Below are 19,412 nucleotides of genomic sequence, written 5' to 3'. Positions count from 1 at the left end.
GGATGGGAGCCGAGGTGAGTGGTGGGTTTCTTTACCACGCCGCTACCAGCAGGATTCCGGTGACAGCGCGAAGGCCGGATGCCATACTCCGTACGTGATGGCAACAGGTGCTGCAAGTACATCAGGCTCCCTACCCGCGGCTGCCATCGTTGCCGCTTGCGCTCTTATTTTTACCGTCGCATCCTTCTGGTGGCTAAACGCTCGGCAAGGCAAGCTCCGCTCGTACCCACCACATACTTTTGCGGCCGCAGTCACGCGACAGAAGACACTCATCCGTATACCACTCGTCCTCTTCAATACAGGACCAAAGCCCATCGTGATCCTGGACATGCGCCTCGATGTAGCAAGAGAATCCCAGGAAGAAGCCACCCTTCCTTGGAGCAGCACCCGAGATCGGATTAGGCCAGAGCCAGAAGACGGGTTGCGTCTTCCGGCAGTTTTTGCAGTTAGTGGCCGAACTGCCGACCAGGTATTTATCGAATTCTCTACGCCTTTCCCCAACTTCACACCCAGGCTTCGCGAATACCGAGCATCACTAAAATGCCGGGTTGGGCATCGCAAAAAATGGATCACTGTATTGGAATTCCCGCTACACCTTGAGAACGTTTCAGCCCCGGGAAGCTACATCGCCTATAGTAATGCACCGAACGTCGTCGAGGAAAGCAAAAGCGCCTCAGCCAGAGAAGAGCTTAATAGATTGGCGTCAGAGGCGGATATCCGCCAATCCGAAAACTAATATTTTCGCACCAAACCGGATGGTAGTTATATGCCGATTCCCGCATTGCCTCGCTTCCTGTACCTCGACGAAAGATCTCTCAACGAGTACCTCTCCGTCGTGGAGGAGGGTATTTCCGATGAAGCTCGCCATCGGACACAGAGTGACGCAAAGGGCCCCCCCGAGGAACTGGGAGTTGTAGCTCCGGAAGCCGGATCTAGTGAGCGCGAACGAGTGGTCAGGGAGACTGCGAGTCAACGCTTTATTCGACTCGTTTCAGCGCTTGACGCCGATTCTTCCCGATGGAAGTACCGCGACATCGAGAGCCTGCGACCTCTCTTCGATGGACTGAAGATTATGGACTTCCTGCATGGGCGCTTCGAAGTCGAGGTTCCCCCTATGATCCAGCTAATGAGCCAGCCAGACCAATTGGGCGACATGCTAGACCTCCTAGAGGCATTTCGCCCGATGGCCTCCTTGATGGGCCAGGATATAGACGGAATGCCCGGCCAGGAAGAAACAGCAGCCATGCGGGGATTCGCCAAGGCAATTAAGTCGGACATTGTCATCGTCGGGGACCAAGAAGACGATGGTCCGAAGATCACGGGAAAGCTAACCAAAGAATACGTCAGAGACACCATTGAAGGTGAAGTCTTTATTCTTGGGAAAATCGCCAGAAAATGGGAGAAGGGTGAGAGTCACTCCCTAATGGCTCTCCCTGGGGCATCCCTAATGAGCCGGGAGCAGCGTCGGCAGGCTGCGCGACAACCGAAGACGGATGACGCGGAAACGTTGACGGGACCGGCTCTCACGCTGGACATCCTCGCGATCTATCGCTAGGGCCCGGGCGTGATGCCTAAGTCGGCTGAGGTTCCTGACCCTCTGCAGCAGGACGAGTAGTGTCCTGCTGAGCCGTAGCAGGTGAGTGTCTTACTGCGTGACAACCACGACGCACAACCGCGAACAACCGTGGACGCCAGCGGACCATCTGCCCAGGTGAAAGGCGCACCAGCCTAAGCACAGCGACCACCCCGAGTTGCTTCGGGACGAAGAGGTCTGCGTGGGGCCAGGTCCGCACCCTTGTATGCGGAGGGCTCCGTAGACGCGACCTGAGCTGAGACTTGCGGGACATGCCGACCGAACGGTCCCGTCGGTGGATCTGCGGTGACTGCTCCTCTTCGCGACTCGGCAGCAGAGGCAACACCGCCGGGCCCTCTCTGGGCCCTCCGCAGGTGACAAGCAACGCCCAACAACGACCGCCCGACCGCAGGTCAGATACGACGGGCACCCTGCTGACCAGGGCCGGAAAACGGGCCTGCCAGACCCAGGGCAAGAAGAAGTAGGCGGAGACGAAGAAGCCCCCCGCCCGCGGGTTTTCCGCGTGGTGGGGGGCTTTTGGGCGTGCTGGGCCCCCGGGGGCCGTCGCGGTCGGATACCGCGGAGTCCCACCCGTACCGGCACCAAGATGGCTCCGGTCGCGGCCGGAGCCTGTTTCCCCGCCTCCTCGTTCAGCGGGGTGCGCCGGACAGGACCACCGCGCGGTCCCGTGAGGGGAAAGCGACCGTCCTCCACGGGGCTGCCCCGCCCCTCATCCGTCCCGTCCCACCAACGGGCTCCTCCGTTCGATCAGGACGACGTCCCGCCAGACCCCGTGATGCCGGCCGATGCGTTCGCGGACGCCGATCTCCCGGAAGCCGAGGCCGCGGTGCAGGGCGAGGCTGGCGGTGTTCTCCGGGAAGACGCCGGACTGGACCGTCCAGATGCCGGCCGCCTCGGTCGAGGTGATGAGAGCGCGGAGGAGGGCTTTCGCCACGCCCCGGCCGCGGGCGTCGGGGTGGACGTACACGGAGTGCTCGACCACCCCGGCGTACGCGCACCGGTCGGAGACCGCGGACGCGGCGGTCCAGCCGAGCACCGTGCCGGCGCGGTCGAGGGCCACGTGGCGTTGGCCGGGCAGCTTGGCGGCGTCGAAGGCCGGCCAGGCGGGGGCGGTGGTCTCGAAGGTGGCGTTCCCCTCCTCGATGCCGAGGCGGTAGATCTCCAGGACCTCCCCGGCGTGCGCGGCGCACATCGGTTCGACGGAGACACCCGGGGCGCCGGTCATGGGCGGGCCGCCGGTGCGGTCTCGTCGGGCGGGGTGCGGACGCGGCGCTCCACTTCGTCGCGGTGGGGCCGGACGGCGGCGACGCGGCCTCCGGCGGGGCGGGCGAGGACGCAGTCTCCGCCGGGGCGCGTGGTGGCGCGGTCTCCGCCGGGGCGGGTGGGGGCGGCGCCCTCCGCCGGGGAGCATCCGGCGTCGGGGAGGCGGACGTACCGTGTCGGCGGCCGCTGCTGGGGGTCGGGCACGGGCGGGCTCTTCCTGCGGGGCGGGGCGGAGGGGGCGCTGGAGCAGCGGTGCGCGGTCGGCTCTGGCAGATCTTCCACTGGCCATCGACGAAGCCCGGTCGACGGTTGGGTCCCGGACGCGTTCTCCGGGCCGCCCCCGGACAGACCGGGGATGCAGCCATCCCTTTCAGAGCTGGAACTCCCGGAAGCCGACCGCGCACCGGCGACTCTAAAGGCCGGCACTGACAACGGCCGGTCTCCTGCTCGCGCCGGCCCTCTGCGAGCAGGGGGCCGGCCCGGCACCGGGGCCGGCAGGGCGCGGGCGGGCCGGCGGAGAACGGGGCGCCGCTCTCACGCCACCGGCTTGCGCCAGACCGAGACGTGCTGGTCGGAATCCGCCGTGAACGGCGCCCCGGTCCAGTCCGCCACCCGCTGTTCCAGCTCCAGGCCCGCGATACGGGCCATCAGGTCCAGCTCCGCCGGCCAGACGTAGCGCTGGCGGCAGGCGCCGCGGCGGTAGCGGCCGTCCTCGCCGTCGCGGGTGAAGTGGTGGGAGACCAGCGTCTGCTGGACCAGGTCGAAGGTGTCGAAGCCCAGGTGCCGGTCGGAGACGTCGAACGCCACCGCGACCTGGCCGGGCGGCAGGAATCGCAGCGGGGGCACGGCCAGTTCGATGACGAAACGGCCGCCGGGGGCCAGGTGGCGGGCCGCGTTCTCGAAGCACGCGACCTGTTCGTCCTGGGTGAGCAGGTTGCCGATGGTGTTGTAGACGAGGTAGACGAGGGTGAACTCGCCGGGGACGACCGTGGTGGCCATGTCCCCAATGACCACCGGGAGAGTCTCCTCGTCGGCCTTGGTGCGGAGCACGGCGGCCATCGGTTCGGACAGTTCGATGCCCGCCACCGGTACGCCGCGCTCCCGGAGCGGCACGCCCACGCGCCCGGTTCCGATGGCGAACTCCAGGGCCCGGCCGTCCCCGGCGAGGCGGGCGAGGAAGTCGAGGGTGGGATTGAGGGCTGCGGGCGAGGAGTTCTCGGCCTCCTCAGCGTCGTAGCGTTCGGCGGTCTCACGGCTCCACAGTTCGCTGCTCGTCATGGGCGGCCACTCTGCCGGGCGGACGCGGACCTGTCGACGCGATTACGGGGAGGGCGGCCGGGGCGCCGCGCTCCCCCGCCGTACGTACCGTCACCGTCGATCGCGGGGGGGGGACATGCCACCATGGAAGCGGACGACAGGACGAGCGGAGCGGGGTGGGGCGGACGGTGGCCGAGAAGCGGTCGTACCTCGACACACCGGCGTACATGGCGGTCCTGGCGACCGTGGCGTTCTGGGCGGCGGCGAGTACGGGAAACGCGCTCCCCGCACGGGTGTTGGCAGGTGTCTGCGCGGTCGGCGCCGCCGCCAACCTCGTCCGTCTCCTGGTCGGGCGGAGGCGCGGCCGACGTACGGCCGCCGAGGCCCCGGCGGCCGCCGACGGCTAGGACGGCCGTCGCGGCCGCCGGCAGCTGGTACGGCCGCCGGCCGCCGGCACCGCGCTGTCAGTGCCGCCTGCCACGATGGCGCTCATGACGATCTACCTCCTCACCGACATCGAGCAGGCCGTGCGCAGCAGCTGGAGCGCCGAGACCTGCACCCCGGAGTACCGCGACCGCTGGACACCGGACAACCCGGCGCGGGATCAGTGCGGGGTGACCGCCATGGTGCTCAACGACCTGCTCGGCGGGGAGTTGATCCGGGGCGAGGTCCATGTCGACGGCGTGCGCACCGACTTCCACTGGTGGAACCGGCTGGGCATGGGCGTGGAGATCGACCTCACCCGGGAGCAGTTCGCCCCGGAGGAGACCGTCGTCGGCGGTGACGTCATCGTCCGGCCGCCGGTCACCGAGTGGCGGCGGCTGCGGGAGGAGTACGAGCTGCTGCGCGACCGGGTCGCGGACCGGCTCGGGGCGGGACCGCGCGTGTCGTAGCCGATCCGTGGCCGTTCCGTGCCCGGCCGGACCGGCCGAAGTGCCCCTCGTACGCACTACGGTGAGCTCATGCCGTCATACCGCCGCGCCCCGCGTCGCGGTCCCGTCGGCGCCGCGGGCGCGCGGCCGGCACACCGGCTTCCAGGGCGAGGAGAGCGGGGAGAGCGATCATGGGTGAGTCTCTGAAGACCTTCGTCGGCGGCACCGAGGTCGAGGTGCCCAACAGCATCCCGGACATCCGGGCGGCGCTGCCCGACGAGAGACGCGAGGAGTTCGACCTCGCGATCAACGGGGCCGGTGTGCACGAGATCCAGGCCGTCATGCGGCACTGGATGCTGGAGGCCGTCCCCGATCCCGAGGCCGAGAAGATCCTGGACCGGCTGGCGCGGGACGAGGCCGAGAGGCGGAGCGTCGCTTGAGCTTCCGTATCTCCTACGCACCGCCCGCGGACGACACCCTGGCCAAGATGCGCGACGGTGACACGTTCCGGGAAGCGATGGTCCGCACGCTCGGCGAGGAGCCGTACGGCCACGCCTCCTCCGCCGTCAAGCGCGAACGGGACCGGCGCGAGGCGACCGTCGCCGGGGCCATCGTCCTCTATTACGTCTCCCGGTCCGTCCTGACCGTCACCGTGGTCCGGCTCGTGCCCCTGCCCTGAGGCCGGCCGCGGGGAGCCGATCCCCCGCGCCGGTCGGCCGGCGGACCGCCGGAACTCTCGCCGTCCCGAACGGGCCGCCGACCGCGCGCCCTTGACCGGTTCCCGGGGGCCGTCGCCCGTTCTGGGCAGCCGGCCGGGAGCACGCGTCCGTGCGCCGGGTCAGGCGAGCTTCTCGTCCTGCGCCGCCACGACCTCCGCAGGCACCTCGAACGTCACGCCGCCGCCGGTCGCCGCCAGGTTGAAGGCGAAGAACGTCGCGACCGTGTTCCCCTTGCGCAGCGCCACCAGCTTGAACGGGGCCTTCTCGCCGTCGTCCTGCGAGGTGACGGTCCACGCCGCGGACTCGTCGCCACCGGTGATCTTCTCCTCGGCGACCGAGACGACCTTCGTCGGCGTACCGGCGACCGTCGCGGTGAAGCCGCCCGCGCACTCCGCCGCCGCCTTCTTCAGCGCGGTGAACGCCTCTGCGCCCGCCGCCCCCTCGTAGGAGTGCAGCGCGACGAAGGTGGACGTCAGGTCGAACGCGTCCTTGAGCGCGTCCTCGGCCCCGCCCTCCGCCAGCTCCTCCAGCGACTTCTTCTTGCCGTCGCCCTTCGGTTCGTCGATCACCTTGCGCCTCACGCTCGCGGCCGAACCCTCCTGCGCCACCCCGTACATGGCGTGGGCGACGGGCAGGCACTCCTCCTTGTCGGCCTTGACGCCGGCCGCCGGGACCTCGTCGGCCGGGCCCGCCGCGGTGATCTTGGTGCCCTTCACGTCGCCCTGGGCGAGGGCGGCCTTCCCCAACTCGTCGGCGGTGAGCGTCTTCGCCGGGGTCTTCGGGGCCGAGGAGGACCCGGCGGCGGCGCCCTTGTCGTCCTTGCCGTCGGCGTCCGACGAGCCGCCGCAGGCGGTGGCCAGCAGGGTGAGGGCGGCCGCGGAGGCGGCGAGGGCGGTACGGCGTGCGGTGGTGGCGCGCATGGGTTCATCTCTCCGGTTTCGGGGGCGACCGCCCTTCCACCGTGCGGCACGTCGACGCCGTCCGGACGGGCCGTCGCAGTGGTCCACACCCTACGATCGAACGCGCGGTCGACGCCCGGTCCGGCGGGGGTCCTCCCGGGATCGTGATTCCGCTGTGATCATCCGGTGCACGCACGGCGCGGAACGGCTCTGCCGCCCCCCGCCCCGCACGGTCGCCCCCGGTGCGATACGCGCCCTCCGGGGCGGACGGTAACGGCGGGAGCGGCACGCCGGTCACGCCGCAGCCGCTCCGGGCGGTCGAGCCCGTCGCCCTTCGGGGCGGAACCGGGGTCAGTCCTCGGCCGGACCCCTGGTCAGGTGGCGGAACGCGTCCAGGTTCCGGGTGGACTCGCCGCGCGCCACCCGCCACGCGTACTCCTTGCGGATCGAGTCGGCGAACCCCAGCTCCAGAAGGGTGTTGAACGCCCCGTCCGCCGCTTCGAGCACCACGCCGAACAGCCGGTCCAACTCGTCGGGAGTGACCACCGACAGCGGCAGCTTGCCGACCAGGTAGACGTCCCCGAGCGAATCGATCGCGTAACTCACTCCGAACAGGCGGAGGTTGCGCTCCAGCAGCCAGCGGTGGACCCCGGCGTCGTTCTCGTCGGGGTGCCGCACGACGAACGCGTTGAGGGAGAGGGAGTGCTTGCCGACGATCAGCGAGCAGGTGGTCGAGAGCTTGCGGGTGCCGGGGAGCGTCACGACGTAGTTGCCGGGCCCCGGGCTCTCCCATGCGAGCCCGGCGTCGTTCAGCGTCGCCTCGATGACCTGGGCCGCTGCGGTTTCGTCCGGTACGTCAGCCATGCCGCGAGCCTACGACAGCGCCGGGCGGGAGGCAGGAGGGGCCTCGGTCCGGGGGGCGGGGGCCTCAGCCGTGGCGGGTACAGGCCCGGCGGCGGTGGTCGGCGATCGCGGCCGTGTACACCTCGGCGGTGGCCGACGCGGCCGTGTCCCAGCCGAACGACTGGGCGTGCGCCGCCGCGGCCGCCCCCATCCGCCCGACCAGCTCCGGCGCGTCCGCGAACCGGCCGAGCGCGCGGGCGTACGCCTCCGGCTCGTGCCCCTGCACCAGGAAGCCGCTGACCCCGTCGCGCACCGCCACCGGCAGCCCGCCCACGGAGGCGGCGACGACCGGGGTGCCGGCCGCCTGGGCCTCTATGGCGACCAGCCCGAAGGACTCGCTGTACGACGGCATGACCAGCACCGACGCGGCCCGGAACCAGTCCGCCAGCCGGTCCTGGCCCACCGGCGGGTGGAACCGTACGACGTCGGCGATACCGAGCCGGGCGGCCAGCTTCTGCAGCCCCTCGGGCTTCGCGAGCCCGCTGCCGCTCGGGCCTCCGACCACCGGCACGACGATGCGGGAGCGCAGGGACGGGTTCCGGTCCAGCAGCACGGCCACCGCGCGCAGCAGCACGTCGGGGGCCTTCAGCGGCTGGATGCGGCCGGCGAAGAGCGGAATGAACGCGTCCTGGGGCAGGCCGAGCCGGGCCCGTGCGGCGGCGCGGGCGGACGGGGCGTCCGCTGGGCGGAGCCGACCGGAGCGCTCGGGGAAGGGACGGAACCGGTCCAGGTTGACGCCGGGGTGGACGACGGCGACGGCTGCGGGGTCCGCGTCGTAGAAGCGGACGAGTTCGTCGGCCTCCTCGGCGGTGTTGGCGATCAGCCGGTCGGAGGCGTTCACGATCTGGGTCTCGCCGATGACCCGGGCGGCCGGTTCGGGGGTGTCGCCCTCGGCCAGGGCGGCGTTCTTGACCTTGGCCATGGTGTGCATGGCGTGGACGAGGGGGACGCCCCAGCGCTGGGCGGCGAGCCAGCCGACCTGGCCGGAGAGCCAGTAGTGGGAGTGGACGAGGTCGTAGTAGCCGGGGCGCTGGCCGGCCCATGCCTGCATCACACCGTGGGTGAAGGCGCAGAGCTGGGCGGGCAGGTCCTCCTTGGCGAGACCTTCGTACGGTCCCGCGTCCACGTGCCGCACCAGGACGCCGGGGGCCAGGTCGACCGCGGGGGCCAGGGAGCCGGTGGTGGCCCGGGTGAATATCTCGACCTCGATGTCGATCGCGGCGAGGCGCTTGGCCAGCTCGACGATGTAGACGTTCATCCCGCCGGCGTCGCCCGTGCCGGGCTGGTGGAGCGGGGAGGTGTGCACGGAGAGCATCGCGACGCGGCGCGGTTTGCGGGAGGTCCCGGAGAATCCTCCGGGGAACCTGAGGCGCGCGGCCGTCCGGGTGGAGCCGAGCCGGGGGACGTACGGGCTCACCTCGTCGGTCCTCCTCGATCGGGGCGGGCTGCGGTGGAGGGCGCGGGTGTCCTCCGAGGGCGGGAACAGAGGAATGCCGCCTTTCATTTCCGTTTTGCCAAATCATTACGTGTCGGGCGGCGCGACGCTCGGCGGGGCCGGAGGGCCGCCGGGGTGTCCCTTCCGCCCCGTCGCCTACGCTCGACCCATGCGCCAGCGCCCCATCGGCACCGCCACCCGCGGGACCACCAACCCGAACCGGCTGCGCCGCATGGACCGCTGGATCGCCGACGTCCACGGGCCCGCCCTGCGCCGCGCCGGCTCTCCTACGGCCGTCGACCTGGGGTACGGGGCGGCCCCCTGGACCGCCGTGGAGCTGCTGGGCCGGCTGCGTACCGTCGAGCCGCGCACCGAGGTGGCGGGGATCGAGATCGACCCGGAGCGGGTCGCCGCCGCGCGGCCGTACGAGCGCGACGGGCTCACCTTCGTCCACGGCGGCTTCGAGATCCCGCTGGACGTCCGGCCGCTGCTGATCCGGGCGGCCAACGTGCTGCGCCAGTACGACGAGGACCAGGTCGCCGACGTCTGGGCCCGGCTGTGCGCCCGCCTCGCCCCGGACGGGCTGCTGGTGGAGGGGACCTGCGACGAGATCGGGCGGCGGCACGTGTGGGTGGCGCTGGGGCCGGAGGGGCCGCGCACGGTCACCTTCGCGACCCGGCTCGGTTCGCTGGAGCGCCCCTCCGACCTGGCGGAACGGCTGCCGAAAGCGCTGATCCACCGCAATGTGCCGGGCGAGCCGGTCCACGCGTTCCTGCGGGACTTCGACCGCGCCTGGGCGGCGGCCTCCCCGTACGCCTCGCTGGGCGCGCGGCAGCGCTGGATCGCGGCGGTGCGCGCGGTAGCGGCCGACTGGCCGGTGGCGGACGGGGCTCGGCGGTGGCGGCAGGGGGAGGTCACGGTGGAGTGGGACGCGCTGCGGCCCGGCGGCCCCTGACCGCCGGGGCCGCCGCCGGCCGTCTTCCGTGGTCCGGCACCGGCCGTCTTCCGTAGTCCGGCGCCGTCTTCCGTGGTCCGGAGGCCGGCCGGAGGCCGGTCGGAGGCCGGTCGAGGGGGGAACCTCTTCGTGCCGGGAACGGCGCGGGGGCCTCGTGCGTCCCTGGGGAGGGGGAAGATCCTTCGGTGCGGAGGGGCGAGGGAGCGGGGCGGACCGGATCGCCGCGCATCGGGGGGAATCGGGACGAAGTGGCCGGGCGGGGGCGGCGGGTGACGCGTCAGAGGGCGTCGGCCTCTGTTGCTTTGGGGGGCGGCATGGCACGATCGCGACGTTGCCGAAAAGTTACTGACGGTAAGCCAGAAAAGCCTTACCCGCCGTCTGTTGCTTTTCTCGCGTTCATCCCGCATTAGCCGCACTCATTCCTTGCATCACCTACATCGCTTATGTCGCTTGCATCGTTTTCGTCGCCTTCGCCCGGAGGCGGACCCGGAGTGACCACCCGGAGGGGGAGTTCGTGAACCGACGCCACTGCGCCACTGCCGCCATCACGCTGGTCTGTGCGCTGGCCCTGCTGACGTCCACCGGTCAGGCGGCCGCCGCCCCGGTGCCGGACCCCGTGCCCCCCGTCTCCGCCGCGCCGGCCCCTCTCCGCACCACCGCGGAGCTGGAGAAGGTCCGCGAGCAGATCGAGACGCTGTACCGGAAGGCGGGCGCGGCGACGGACGCGTACAACCTCGCCGAGGAGCAGACGAAGAAGCAGTCCGGCGAGCTCGTGAAGCTGGCCCAGGCGATCGTCGACGGTCAGACGCAGATCGCCGCGCTCAAGGACCGGGCCGGCGCCCAGGCCCGCGAGCAGTACCGCAACGGCGGTCTGCCGCCCGGCGCCCAGCTGGCCCTCAGCAACGATCCGAAGCTCTTCCTGGACGGGATCAACAAGGTCCGCCAGAGCCAGCAGGCGTCCAAGTCGCTGCTGGCCGAGCTGAAGCAGACGCAGCAGGACCTGGAGACGTACACCCAGGACGCCAGCGCCAACTGGGAGAAGCTGGAGACCGGCCGGGTCAAGCAGGCCAAGGCCAAGAAGAAGATCGACGCCCAGATCAAGGCGGCGAAGGAGCTCGAATCGCGGCTGGAGGAGAAGGAGCGCGAACAGCTCCGCCGGCTAGAGGCGGACGCCGCGGCCCAGGCGCAGAGCGCGTGGCTCTCCTCCGGCGCGCTCAAGGACGTCGGCGGCGAGGCGAGCGCGGCCGGAGCGACGGCGGTGGCCTTCGCTATGGCGCAGATCGGCAAACCGTACGTCTGGGGGGCCGAGGGCCCCGGCTCGTACGACTGCTCCGGGCTGACCTCGCAGGCGTGGCTGGCGGCGAAGCGTCCGATCCCGCGCACCTCGCAGGAGCAGTGGCGGCTGCTGCCGCGCATCGACGTCCAGGACATGCGCCCCGGTGACCTGATCATCTACCACGCCGACGCCAGCCATGTCGGGATGTACGTGGGCGACGGCACGATCGTCCACGCCCCCCGCCCCGGCCGCGACGTCACCCTGGCGGGCGCCGGCTCGATGAAGATCCTCGGCGTGGTCCGCCCGGACAGGTAGGACCGGCGGGCGGGGCGGGTGAGCGGACCGTCCGGACCGGCCGCCGGGAGCGGGGCCTGCTCTTCGCGAGCGGCCCTGCGGGGGGGGTCGCTCCCCCGGAGCGGACCCGGGCGGGCGGGGCGGTCCCTTCCCTGTGAGCGGGGCCACCCGGCCCCTTCCGGACGCGTGATGTTCGTCATGCACGCTTCCCGGCCATCCCGGCGGCCCGACGCGCCGGATCCGTGCCGGGACGCGGCTTATGGCGGCGCATATGCCGGGGGCCGGTCCCTCCGCGCCATTCCGTTCCCCCGCCACGGCCCGCTATCGTCCCCGACTGGCGGATCGTCGATCGGCGAACCGCCGCGCCCCCGGGGGGAGGGAAGGAAACCCGAACCGATGCCCGTACCCGCACCGCAGCAGCGGTCCGTTCCCGCTGCGGAGACCTCGCACGGCGACCTCACCCTGCTGGTGATCGAGGACGACCCGGCGGGCACCACCATCACCGTCCCCGAGCTCTCGGCCGCGGCCGGAACCCGGGTGCGCGTCCGTACCGCCCGCAACCTCACCGAGGCCGCGCGGCTGCTCACCGACGACGTCGACTGCATCCTGCTGGACCTCGCCCTGCCGGTCACCGGCACCGGCACGACCGTCAGCGGCGGTGCGGGGGCCGGCGGCCCCGGCCCGGAGCACGTCTCCGCGCGCGCCGACGAGCTGGCCGCCCTCACCCACGTCCTGCGCCTCGCGCCGCTCCACGCCGTCCTCGCGCTGACCGCGCAGGACGACGCGGAGCTGGCGGCCGAGGCCGTGCGGGTCGGGGCGCAGGACTACCTCTTCCGGGGCGAGCTGGACGCGCGCCTCCTGAGCCGCGCCGTCCGGTACGCCGTGGAGCGCAAGCGCGCCGACACCGCCCAGCACCAGCTCACCGAGTCCCGGCTGCGCGCCCAGGAGAACGCCCGCCTGGAGCGCGGTCTGCTCCCGACCCCGCTGCTGGAAGGCTCCGGTCTGAGCTTCGCCGCCCGCTACCGCCCCGGCCGCAGCCGCGCCCTGCTCGGCGGCGACTTCTACGACGTCGTCCGCACCCCGGACGGCACGGTGCACGCGATGATCGGCGACGTCTGCGGCCACGGCCCGGACGAGGCCGCGCTCGGCGTCGAGCTGCGGATCGCCTGGCGGGCGCTGACCCTGGCCGGGCTGTGCGGGGACGATCTGCTCGCCACACTCCAGCAGGTGCTGGAGCACGAGCGGCAGAGCGAGGAGATCTTCGCGACGCTCTGCACGGTCGACATCGCGGCGGACGGGCGACGGGCCGGGCTCTACCTCGCCGGGCACCCGGCGCCGCTGCTGGCCCGCCACGGACAGCCCGCCCGGCTGCTCCCGTACGAGGACGGCGGCCCGGCCCTGGGGCTGCTGCCGCGCGCCCGGTGGCCGCGCCGCCAGGTCGAGCTGGGCGGCGCCTGGAGCCTGATGCTGTACACCGACGGGCTCATCGAGGGGCGGGTGGGGGACGGCAGCAGCGAGCGGCTGGGCCAGGACGGCATGGCGGCCATGGTCAACAGCCGGCTGGAGCAGGGGCTGACGGGCGAGGAGCTGCTGGAGGCGGCGGTCGCCGAGGTGCGGGAGCTGAACGGCGGCGAGCTGACCGACGACGTGGCGGTCCTGCTGCTGGGCCGCGACCCGGAGCTGGTACGCCGACGGGGCGGCAGCGCACCGCGCTCCCGCCCCGCCTCCGTCGACCGGCCGCTCTCCTCCCCGCCCGCGAGGGCGGGGGCTCAGCGCCCGCCGTTGTAGGGCCCGTACGGGCCGTCGCTGCTGGAGCCGCCCCTGCGGCCCCCGCCGCCGCCCGAGACCGCCTTGAGCGCGGGCCGCACGTCGACCATGAACACGATCGACGCGACCACGCCCGCGAGCTGCAGGAAGAGCATCGGGATGAGCAGGTTCACCGCGACGGCGACGCCCAGGATCACCAGCCAGAAGGACTTCTGCTTCTTGTCGGCGGCCCGGTAGGCGTCCTCGCGCGCGGTCGCCGCGAAGACGAACGCGACCACGGCCAGCACCAGCATCGCCAGATAGAGCAGCTGGAGGAGCGAGCCGAACGCTGAGAGCAACATGGTGTGTACCGCCTAGTGAGTGGAGGAGCGCCCTGCGGCCGAGAGGGCCAAGGTACCGGGACAACGAGCCGGCCACCCGACATGGTGCCCGCCTCGCGTCCCGGTCACGCGTACCGCGCCCCGGACAGAACCCCCAGGGGCCCCGTAGGGGTGAGGGGTCACGCGTCGGCGTGCGGCGTGGTCTTCCGGGCCGCGGGCTTGCGCGGCGCGGGCGCCTTCTTCGCGGGCGCGGCCTTGGCCTCGGCGGCGGGCGCGGCCTTCGTCGCGGCCGGCTTCACCGGGGTGGCGGGCTTCGTCGCGGCGGGCTTCGCCGGGGTGGCGGGCTTCGTCGCGGCGGGCTTCACGGAGCCGCCGGTCGCGGGGGCGGACCCGGCCGCACCCTTGGGGGCGGCCTTGGGGGCGGCCTTCGGCTCGCTCTTCGGGTCGGCCTCGATGACGGCGGCGATCTCGACGATCTCGTCGGCCGTCTCGCCGCGCCAGGTCCGTACGGTCTGCTCGCCGTGCTCGGCGACCTTCTCGTACGCCTCCCGGGCCTTGACCGCGTACTCGGCGGCCACGCCCACACCGCGGAGCGCCAGGTCCTGGGCGGTCTCGCCCAGCTTCTTCAGGTCGGCGGCGTCGAACGAGCCGAACACCTCGGTGACCTTCGCCTGCACGGTGGCCTGGGCCTCCTTGGCCTGCGTGGCGACCTTCTCCTGCACGACCTTGGGGTCGGTGTTGCGCACGGCGTCGATCCGCTCGGGCGCGTCGGCCCGCAGCTGCTCGATCAGCGCCGGGATCTTGAGCGCCTGCTGCACGGCCAGGTCGGCCGTGCCGGCGGCGAAGTAGAGGGGGGTGGGGTCGGTGAGGGTCTTGCGCAGGTCATCGGTGATGGCCATGACTGTGGTCCTCCCGGATCATCGAACCAGCTGCTGTCAGCTGTGAGGGTCGTGGTCTTCCTTGGCGTCCGCGTCGGGCCCGGCCGGTGTGGGGGGCGCGGCGTGCGTCCCGGGCCCGGCTTCCGCCTCGGGACCGGTTTCCGCGTCGGGACCGGGGGCGTAGCCGTTCTCGCGGCGGAAGGAGTCGTAGATCTGCAGCAGAACGCTCTTCTGCCGCTCGTTGATCGACGGATCGGCCAGGATGACCGCCCGCGTCTCCAGCTCCTCCCGCTCCCGTTCGTCGAGGATCCCCGCACGCACGTACAGGGTCTCGGCCGAAATCCGCAGGGCCTTGGCGACCTGCTGGAGCACGTCCGCGCTGGGCTTGCGCAGACCGCGCTCGATCTGGCTGAGATACGGGTTCGACACCCCGGTGGCATCGGCGAGCTGCCGCAACGAGAGCTGCGCCGCACGACGCTGCTCCCGCAGGTACTCCCCGAGATTGCCGACGTTGAGTGATGCCATGACCCGATAGTGCACACCGTTGCTAACAATTGCAAGCAGGCGCTTGCAAAAGTGTCCCACGCCACGGCGCGCCCCGATGAGGCCGAGCACGGCTGTCCGTTCTCCGTAGCTGCGGCGAGCCCCAGCGGTTCTGGCGGTTCCGGCAAACGCCCCGGCGGTGGGGTGGAGCATCCGTCCGACGCATCGACACCCCCTGCCGCCGCGCCCCGCGAAGCCGTGTCCCGCCCGGAAGCGGCGCCGTGGTCCCCCCGTGATGGGATGGGCCGTATGGGCGAACCGACCTTGCGTGACCGCATCGAGCTGTACTACGCCACCGTGCCGTCCGCGTTCGCGGAGGCCGAGGAGTTCGGCCCCCTGCGGCTCTTCGTACGGAAGAAGGAGGGGGCCCCGTACTACGGCGGCCCGAACCACGCGTGTCCCGCCCCGGGAAGCCCCGCGAGCATCACGGCCGCCGATGTCGCCCGGGTGCGCGCCCGTCAGCGCGAGCTCGGCGTACCGGAGTCGTTCGAGTGGCTCGCCGAGGTGACGCCGTCCCTGCGCGCCCTCGTCGAGGCGGCCGGGCTCCCGGTGGCGGAACGCCCGCTGATGGTCCTCGACCCCCACCACGCCCTGCCCCCGCAGCCCCTGCCCGAGGGCGTCGTGATCCGGGTCCTGGAAGCCGGTGATCCGGCCCTGCCCGCCGTACTCGCGCTCCCCCGGCTGGCCTTCGCGGCAGAGGGCACGGCGGTGGGACCGGCGGGCCGGACCGAGTTGGCGGCAGTGGCCGAAAAGCTCGTGGCGGACGGCACCGTGGCGACGATCCGCCCCACGCTCCTCACCGGCCACAAAGTCCTCGCCGCCGCCTTCGCACCGGACGGCACGCCTCTCGCGTCGGGCCACTACCACCCGGCGCAGGGCATCACCGAGATCGGCGGGATCGGCACGCTTCCCGCAGCACGCCGACAGGGCCTCGGCGCCGCGGTCATGGCGGCCCTGGCCACCCACGCCCGCGACCACGGCGTGCACACCGTCTTCCTCGCCTATGCGGAGGCCGCCGTCGCCCGGATCTACGCCCGCCTGGGCTTCCGGCCGGCCGGCACCACCCTGCTGATCGCCGACCAGCCGGCCCGGGGGCAGTAGGCATCCGGACCGCCCCGGGCGGGGGAGTCACGGGCATCGGCGTCACGGGCGGCGCGCGACGAGGACGAACTCCCTGCCCGGCCGGTCGGGCGCGTCGCGTACGTCCTCCACCGCGAACCCCCGCGCGGTCAACTCCCCCTCGACCTCCTCCCGTTCGCGGAAGCGCACGGTGGAGTCCGAGGTCAGCACCTCCCCGTCGGCCGCGAACACGTACGTCCAGCGGAAGGAGACCAGCGGCCCGCTCACCCCCGTCACCTCCACCCAGCTCTCGACCGCGCCGACGCCCGGGATCTCCGTCACACGGAAGGACGCCTCCCGGTTCCACCCCTCCCAGGCCCGCGCGGCCGGGTTCCGGGTCTCGAAGACCAGACGGCCGCCGGGGCGCAGTGCCGCGTACGCCCCCCGCAGGGTGGCGCGCCACGCCCGCGGATCCACGATCTCCTGGGCGACGTTCGCCGTCATGGTCGCCAGGTCGGCACGCATCGGCGGAAGGGCCGTGGCATCACCGCGGATCCAGCGCACCTGCTCGCCGCCCGGTTTGGTCCGGGCCACCTCGATGGCCGCCCGGGCGGGATCGACGCCCACGACGTCGAGCCCGCGTCCGGCCAGCAGGAGGGCGAACACCCCTGTTCCGCAGCCGATGTCGAGCACGTGTCGTGCCCCGAACTCCTCCGCCATCGCGACGTACGCGTCGAGATCGCCGCGATCCGGGTCAAGGGGGTCGTAGATCGCGGCGAGCCGCGGATGGGCGTAGCATGCGTCGGCCATGCCGCCGAACGTAGGGCTGCCGGCCGGGAACGGCCACCCGTTTCCGGCCACTTCCACCCTGTTCCGGAACCTGTCGGGGCAGCCGGGCGAGGGCCGGCGCCCGGGCCGGGAGTGCGCCCTTCCCCCCACGTCCGCAAGGTCGTTGGGGTTGGTCGGAGACGCCCTCACCTCCTCGGGCCCCGGCCCTTGCCCGGATGATCTTTCTGTTGGGAGGGTGAGGCATGCAGAAACCGCCGACCTTCGTCCTCGTCCACGGAGCCTTCGCGAACTCCTTCTCCTTCGCCCCGCTGCAGGCCGAACTCGCCCTGCTGGGGCATCGTTCGGCCGCGGTGGACCTTCCCGGCCACGGGTTCGGAGCCACCTTCCCCGCCGCGTACCAGTCCCCTCAGGATCTCGTCGGCCTCGCCTCGGAACCGGGGGGCATCAAGGGGGTCACGCTCGCCGACAACGTCACCCGCGTGATCGAGGCCCTGGAACGGGCCAAGCGGAACGGGCCCACCGTCCTGGTCGCCCACAGCCGGGGCGGCGTCACGGTCACCGCCGTCGCCAACGCCAGGCCCGACCTGATCGACCGCATCGTGTACGTCTCCGCATGGTGCCCCGTCGAACTGGACGTGGCGGGCTACTACGCCGAACCGGAGATGGCCGGCGTCGACGCGGGGGCCTTCGCCACCGCGCTCCTCGGAAACCCCGGCGAACTGGGGCTACTGCGCGTCAACTTCCGTACCGCCGACGCGACGGCGCTCACCGCGTTCCGGCAGGCGTTCGCCGCCGACCTCACCGACGACGAGTTCCGCGCCTTCCTCAACACCTTCCAGCCCGACGAGAACCTCGACGCCGGTACGCCCGCCGACCGGGCACAGGCCGCGACCTGGGGCACGGTGCCCCGGAGCTATGTGCGCCTGGCCGCCGACGCCAGCCTGCCGCCCGCCGTGCAGGACCGCATGATCCGGGAGGCCGACGCGCTCACGCCCGACAACCCCTTCGACGTCCACACCCTCGACGGCAGCCATCTGCACTGGCTCGTCCACCCGAAGCCCGCCGCCGAACTGCTCGCCGCCCTCGCGGACCCCGCGGAGTCCTGAGCCCGGCGCCTGACGCCCCGGCCCGTCCGGGCCGCCGCCCACGTACGCGGCGGGACGGGCGGGGCCACGGGCCGGTGGGCGAGGGCCGGGAGACGCGGGCCGGGGCGCTCGACCCATCTGTCGCGTCACGGCAGTTCGGGACGGGCCGGCGCCTCCGCGTACGCGTTCCCCGCCCTCGCCGTACGGCGCGTTGGGCCCGCTCTGGGCCCTGCGGCTGGGCCCCCCGTGGGTCTGCGGGCCCCTGACAGACCCGTCTGCCGCGCCTAGCGTCTATGCGAGTAGACCCTCCGTACCCGCGCCGAATCGCCGACTCGCCAAGTCGCCGACTTGCCGATTCGCCGGCCTGCCCCCGCGTCCGACCGCTTCGAGGGAGTCACCATGTGCCGATCCTGTGCGACCACCGCCACGTCGAACGACCTGCCCGCTGACGCGACGGGCCCGTTTCCGGGGCTGTCCCGCCGCGGACTGCTGACCGGTCTCGGCCTCGCCGCGCTCACCGTGAACCTGTCGGCCGGAGCCTCCACGGCGGCGGAAGCGGGGACCCCGGCGGTGGCGGGGACGGCGGCAGCGGCGGCCACCGCCGCGAACGGGGCCTGGGCCTGTCCGGCCCTGGGGCGTTTCCCGGCCGGGGGCCACTACGGCGCGCCCCGCGGCGGCGCGTCCCACGCCGGGCAGGACGTCAGCAACTCCACCGGCACCGCCGTCTACGCGGCCGCCGCCGGTACGGTCGTCCGCCGGTCCTGGGGAGGCGGGCTGCCGGGCCGGACCGGCAACGCCCTGGTGATCGCGCACGGCGGCGGCCAGTACACCTACTACGGGCACCTCAGCGCCTACCGCGTCGGGCTGAACGCCACGGTCAGGGCCGGTCAGCGCATCGCCGACATGGGGGCCACCGGCAACGTCACCGGCCCCCACCTCCACTTCGAGACCCACGCCGGGGGCCTCGGCGCCACGGTCAACCCGGTCTCCTTCCTGGCGGCGCGGGGCGTGGACCTGGCCGGCGGCTGGTCGCGGATCGATCCGGGCGCGAAGGGCGCGACGGTCGTCGTGATCCAGCACCTGATGAACCAGCGCGGTTACGGGCTGGCCGCCGACGGGGCGTACGGTTCCGTCTCCGTCGACGCCGTCAAGCGGTTCCAGCGCTCCAAGGGGCTGGCGGCCGACGGGCAGGTCGGCCCGGCCACCTGGCCCAAGCTCGTGTACACGCTGCGGCAGGGCGGCAACGGCTCACACGTCCGGGCGCTCCAGGCCGCGCTGAACAAGCGCGGGGCCGGGCTGGCGGTCGACGGCGGGTTCGGGTCCGTCACCACGAGCGCCGTACGCGCCTACCAGAGCGTCAACCGCCTGGTGGTCGACGGCGAGGCGGGGCCGGTGACCTGGCGGGCGCTGACCGGCTGACCCGCCGACAGGTGTGGGGCCCACGGTGACGCGTGGCGCCTCGCGGGGCCGCCCGGCCGGGCGGCAGTGGTCGGCCCTGAACGGT

Annotated in this window: 21 protein-coding genes; 11 read left to right on the top strand and 10 right to left on the bottom strand. The window is 72.3% G+C overall.

Translation table 11 applies throughout. The features are described 5' to 3' along the window. Nucleotides 1–766 precede the first annotated feature (766 nt). Nucleotides 767–1,555, top strand: a complete 789-nt coding sequence (locus tag ACH4K1_RS19615; protein WP_398090559.1) for a hypothetical protein — start codon at nucleotides 767–769, stop codon at nucleotides 1,553–1,555. Between the two features lie 748 nt (nucleotides 1,556–2,303). Here the strand turns inward: ACH4K1_RS19615 and ACH4K1_RS19610 are convergent. The 3 genes from ACH4K1_RS19610 to ACH4K1_RS19600 all read right to left on the bottom strand — a co-directional run bounded on the left by ACH4K1_RS19610 (nucleotide 2,304) and on the right by ACH4K1_RS19600 (nucleotide 4,135). After that, nucleotides 2,304–2,819, bottom strand: coding sequence for a GNAT family N-acetyltransferase (locus tag ACH4K1_RS19610; RefSeq protein ID WP_398090558.1), 516 nt, complete (start codon nucleotides 2,817–2,819; stop codon nucleotides 2,304–2,306). Then, nucleotides 2,816–3,061 carry a hypothetical protein gene (locus ACH4K1_RS19605; protein WP_398090557.1) on the bottom strand — a complete coding sequence of 82 codons (246 nt, stop codon included), beginning with the start codon at nucleotides 3,059–3,061 and terminating at the stop codon, nucleotides 2,816–2,818. Before ACH4K1_RS19605 ends, ACH4K1_RS19610 begins: the two co-directional genes overlap by 4 nt. Nucleotides 3,062–3,391: 330 nt before the next feature. Beyond that, on the bottom strand, nucleotides 3,392–4,135 hold the full coding sequence (locus ACH4K1_RS19600) for a class I SAM-dependent DNA methyltransferase (protein ID WP_398090556.1): 744 nt from the start codon (nucleotides 4,133–4,135) through the stop codon (nucleotides 3,392–3,394). A gap of 167 nt (nucleotides 4,136–4,302) precedes the next feature. Here ACH4K1_RS19600 and ACH4K1_RS19595 point away from each other — a divergent pair, with 167 nt between their 5' ends. From ACH4K1_RS19595 to ACH4K1_RS19580, 4 genes are all read left to right on the top strand, one after another. Beyond that, nucleotides 4,303–4,521: a hypothetical protein gene (locus tag ACH4K1_RS19595; RefSeq protein ID WP_398090555.1), complete on the top strand. Its 219-nt coding sequence runs from the start codon at nucleotides 4,303–4,305 to the stop codon at nucleotides 4,519–4,521. A gap of 84 nt (nucleotides 4,522–4,605) precedes the next feature. After that, nucleotides 4,606–5,007: a hypothetical protein gene (locus ACH4K1_RS19590; protein WP_398090554.1), complete on the top strand. Its 402-nt coding sequence runs from the start codon at nucleotides 4,606–4,608 to the stop codon at nucleotides 5,005–5,007. Between the two features lie 170 nt (nucleotides 5,008–5,177). Then, nucleotides 5,178–5,426 (top strand): hypothetical protein, encoded by a 249-nt coding sequence (locus ACH4K1_RS19585; protein ID WP_228994819.1) that lies wholly within the window; start codon nucleotides 5,178–5,180, stop codon nucleotides 5,424–5,426. After that, nucleotides 5,423–5,665 (top strand): hypothetical protein, encoded by a 243-nt coding sequence (locus ACH4K1_RS19580; RefSeq protein WP_398090553.1) that lies wholly within the window; start codon nucleotides 5,423–5,425, stop codon nucleotides 5,663–5,665. Before ACH4K1_RS19585 ends, ACH4K1_RS19580 begins: the two co-directional genes overlap by 4 nt. A 159-nt stretch (nucleotides 5,666–5,824) precedes the next feature. On the opposite strand, the gene ACH4K1_RS19575 is transcribed toward ACH4K1_RS19580, so the two are convergent. From ACH4K1_RS19575 to mshA, 3 genes are all read right to left on the bottom strand, one after another. Beyond that, complete coding sequence (locus tag ACH4K1_RS19575; protein WP_398090552.1) at nucleotides 5,825–6,625, bottom strand: sensor domain-containing protein; 801 nt, start codon at nucleotides 6,623–6,625, stop codon at nucleotides 5,825–5,827. Nucleotides 6,626–6,955: 330 nt separating this feature from the next. Further along, nucleotides 6,956–7,468, bottom strand: a complete 513-nt coding sequence (locus tag ACH4K1_RS19570) for a YbjN domain-containing protein (RefSeq protein ID WP_398090551.1) — start codon at nucleotides 7,466–7,468, stop codon at nucleotides 6,956–6,958. A gap of 64 nt (nucleotides 7,469–7,532) precedes the next feature. After that, nucleotides 7,533–8,924: a D-inositol-3-phosphate glycosyltransferase gene (gene mshA / locus ACH4K1_RS19565; protein WP_398090550.1), complete on the bottom strand. Its 1,392-nt coding sequence runs from the start codon at nucleotides 8,922–8,924 to the stop codon at nucleotides 7,533–7,535. Between the two features lie 187 nt (nucleotides 8,925–9,111). Here mshA and ACH4K1_RS19560 point away from each other — a divergent pair, with 187 nt between their 5' ends. The 3 genes from ACH4K1_RS19560 (at nucleotide 9,112) to ACH4K1_RS19550 (ending at nucleotide 13,255) form a co-directional block, all read left to right on the top strand. Continuing rightward, entirely contained in the window at nucleotides 9,112–9,897 is a 786-nt protein-coding gene (locus tag ACH4K1_RS19560) for a class I SAM-dependent methyltransferase (protein WP_398090549.1), read from the top strand. 514 nt (nucleotides 9,898–10,411) lie between these two features. Beyond that, a complete protein-coding gene (locus ACH4K1_RS19555) occupies nucleotides 10,412–11,488 on the top strand; it encodes an NlpC/P60 family protein (protein ID WP_398090548.1) in 1,077 nt (358 codons plus the stop codon). Nucleotides 11,489–11,863: 375 nt separating this feature from the next. After that, the gene (locus tag ACH4K1_RS19550; protein ID WP_398090547.1) at nucleotides 11,864–13,255 is read left to right on the top strand and encodes a PP2C family protein-serine/threonine phosphatase; all 1,392 of its coding nucleotides are present in this window, start codon (nucleotides 11,864–11,866) and stop codon (nucleotides 13,253–13,255) included. Here the strand turns inward: ACH4K1_RS19550 and ACH4K1_RS19545 are convergent. From ACH4K1_RS19545 to ACH4K1_RS19535, 3 genes are all read right to left on the bottom strand, one after another. Next, on the bottom strand, nucleotides 13,237–13,575 hold the full coding sequence (locus ACH4K1_RS19545) for a DUF2516 family protein (RefSeq protein WP_228994811.1): 339 nt from the start codon (nucleotides 13,573–13,575) through the stop codon (nucleotides 13,237–13,239). The two genes, ACH4K1_RS19550 and ACH4K1_RS19545, sit on opposite strands and share 19 nt — an antisense overlap. Before the next feature lie 158 nt (nucleotides 13,576–13,733). Then, the gene (locus ACH4K1_RS19540) at nucleotides 13,734–14,453 is read right to left on the bottom strand and encodes a hypothetical protein (RefSeq protein ID WP_398090546.1); all 720 of its coding nucleotides are present in this window, start codon (nucleotides 14,451–14,453) and stop codon (nucleotides 13,734–13,736) included. Nucleotides 14,454–14,489: 36 nt separating this feature from the next. Continuing rightward, nucleotides 14,490–14,957, bottom strand: coding sequence for a helix-turn-helix domain-containing protein (locus tag ACH4K1_RS19535; protein WP_398090545.1), 468 nt, complete (start codon nucleotides 14,955–14,957; stop codon nucleotides 14,490–14,492). 267 nt (nucleotides 14,958–15,224) lie between these two features. Here ACH4K1_RS19535 and ACH4K1_RS19530 point away from each other — a divergent pair, with 267 nt between their 5' ends. After that, nucleotides 15,225–16,076, top strand: a complete 852-nt coding sequence (locus tag ACH4K1_RS19530) for a GNAT family N-acetyltransferase (protein ID WP_398090544.1) — start codon at nucleotides 15,225–15,227, stop codon at nucleotides 16,074–16,076. A gap of 42 nt (nucleotides 16,077–16,118) precedes the next feature. Here ACH4K1_RS19530 and ACH4K1_RS19525 read toward each other — a convergent pair whose 3' ends face one another. Beyond that, a complete protein-coding gene (locus tag ACH4K1_RS19525; protein ID WP_398090543.1) occupies nucleotides 16,119–16,844 on the bottom strand; it encodes a class I SAM-dependent methyltransferase in 726 nt (241 codons plus the stop codon). A 221-nt stretch (nucleotides 16,845–17,065) separates the two neighbouring features. Here ACH4K1_RS19525 and ACH4K1_RS19520 point away from each other — a divergent pair, with 221 nt between their 5' ends. Together ACH4K1_RS19520 and ACH4K1_RS19515 are read left to right on the top strand one after the other, a co-directional pair. Further along, on the top strand, nucleotides 17,066–17,929 hold the full coding sequence (locus ACH4K1_RS19520; RefSeq protein ID WP_398090542.1) for an alpha/beta fold hydrolase: 864 nt from the start codon (nucleotides 17,066–17,068) through the stop codon (nucleotides 17,927–17,929). A gap of 378 nt (nucleotides 17,930–18,307) precedes the next feature. Next, on the top strand, nucleotides 18,308–19,327 hold the full coding sequence (locus ACH4K1_RS19515) for a peptidoglycan-binding protein (protein WP_398090541.1): 1,020 nt from the start codon (nucleotides 18,308–18,310) through the stop codon (nucleotides 19,325–19,327). Nucleotides 19,328–19,412: the final 85 nt, after the last annotated feature.

Source organism: Streptomyces sp. NPDC017448, assembly GCF_044330565.1.
Taxonomy (GTDB): domain Bacteria; phylum Actinomycetota; class Actinomycetes; order Streptomycetales; family Streptomycetaceae; genus Streptomyces.
The sequence above is the reverse complement of the archived record's forward strand: the minus strand, read 5'-3'. Positions and strand labels throughout refer to the sequence as shown.

What these genes read in the sequence shown, in the direction of transcription:
- ACH4K1_RS19615 (WP_398090559.1), top strand. Translation starts at nt 767, where the DNA reads ATGCCGATTCCCGCATTGCCTCGCTTCCTGTACCTCGACGAAAGATCT.
- ACH4K1_RS19610 (WP_398090558.1), bottom strand. Translation starts at nt 2,819, where the DNA reads ATGACCGGCGCCCCGGGTGTCTCCGTCGAACCGATGTGCGCCGCGCAC.
- ACH4K1_RS19600 (WP_398090556.1), bottom strand. Translation starts at nt 4,135, where the DNA reads ATGACGAGCAGCGAACTGTGGAGCCGTGAGACCGCCGAACGCTACGAC.
- ACH4K1_RS19590 (WP_398090554.1), top strand. Translation starts at nt 4,606, where the DNA reads ATGACGATCTACCTCCTCACCGACATCGAGCAGGCCGTGCGCAGCAGC.
- ACH4K1_RS19585 (WP_228994819.1), top strand. Translation starts at nt 5,178, where the DNA reads ATGGGTGAGTCTCTGAAGACCTTCGTCGGCGGCACCGAGGTCGAGGTG.
- ACH4K1_RS19575 (WP_398090552.1), bottom strand. Translation starts at nt 6,625, where the DNA reads ATGCGCGCCACCACCGCACGCCGTACCGCCCTCGCCGCCTCCGCGGCC.
- ACH4K1_RS19570 (WP_398090551.1), bottom strand. Translation starts at nt 7,468, where the DNA reads ATGGCTGACGTACCGGACGAAACCGCAGCGGCCCAGGTCATCGAGGCG.
- ACH4K1_RS19560 (WP_398090549.1), top strand. Translation starts at nt 9,112, where the DNA reads ATGCGCCAGCGCCCCATCGGCACCGCCACCCGCGGGACCACCAACCCG.
- ACH4K1_RS19550 (WP_398090547.1), top strand. Translation starts at nt 11,864, where the DNA reads ATGCCCGTACCCGCACCGCAGCAGCGGTCCGTTCCCGCTGCGGAGACC.
- ACH4K1_RS19545 (WP_228994811.1), bottom strand. Translation starts at nt 13,575, where the DNA reads ATGTTGCTCTCAGCGTTCGGCTCGCTCCTCCAGCTGCTCTATCTGGCG.
- ACH4K1_RS19540 (WP_398090546.1), bottom strand. Translation starts at nt 14,453, where the DNA reads ATGGCCATCACCGATGACCTGCGCAAGACCCTCACCGACCCCACCCCC.
- ACH4K1_RS19535 (WP_398090545.1), bottom strand. Translation starts at nt 14,957, where the DNA reads ATGGCATCACTCAACGTCGGCAATCTCGGGGAGTACCTGCGGGAGCAG.
- ACH4K1_RS19530 (WP_398090544.1), top strand. Translation starts at nt 15,225, where the DNA reads ATGGGCGAACCGACCTTGCGTGACCGCATCGAGCTGTACTACGCCACC.
- ACH4K1_RS19525 (WP_398090543.1), bottom strand. Translation starts at nt 16,844, where the DNA reads ATGGCCGACGCATGCTACGCCCATCCGCGGCTCGCCGCGATCTACGAC.
- ACH4K1_RS19520 (WP_398090542.1), top strand. Translation starts at nt 17,066, where the DNA reads ATGCAGAAACCGCCGACCTTCGTCCTCGTCCACGGAGCCTTCGCGAAC.
- ACH4K1_RS19515 (WP_398090541.1), top strand. Translation starts at nt 18,308, where the DNA reads ATGTGCCGATCCTGTGCGACCACCGCCACGTCGAACGACCTGCCCGCT.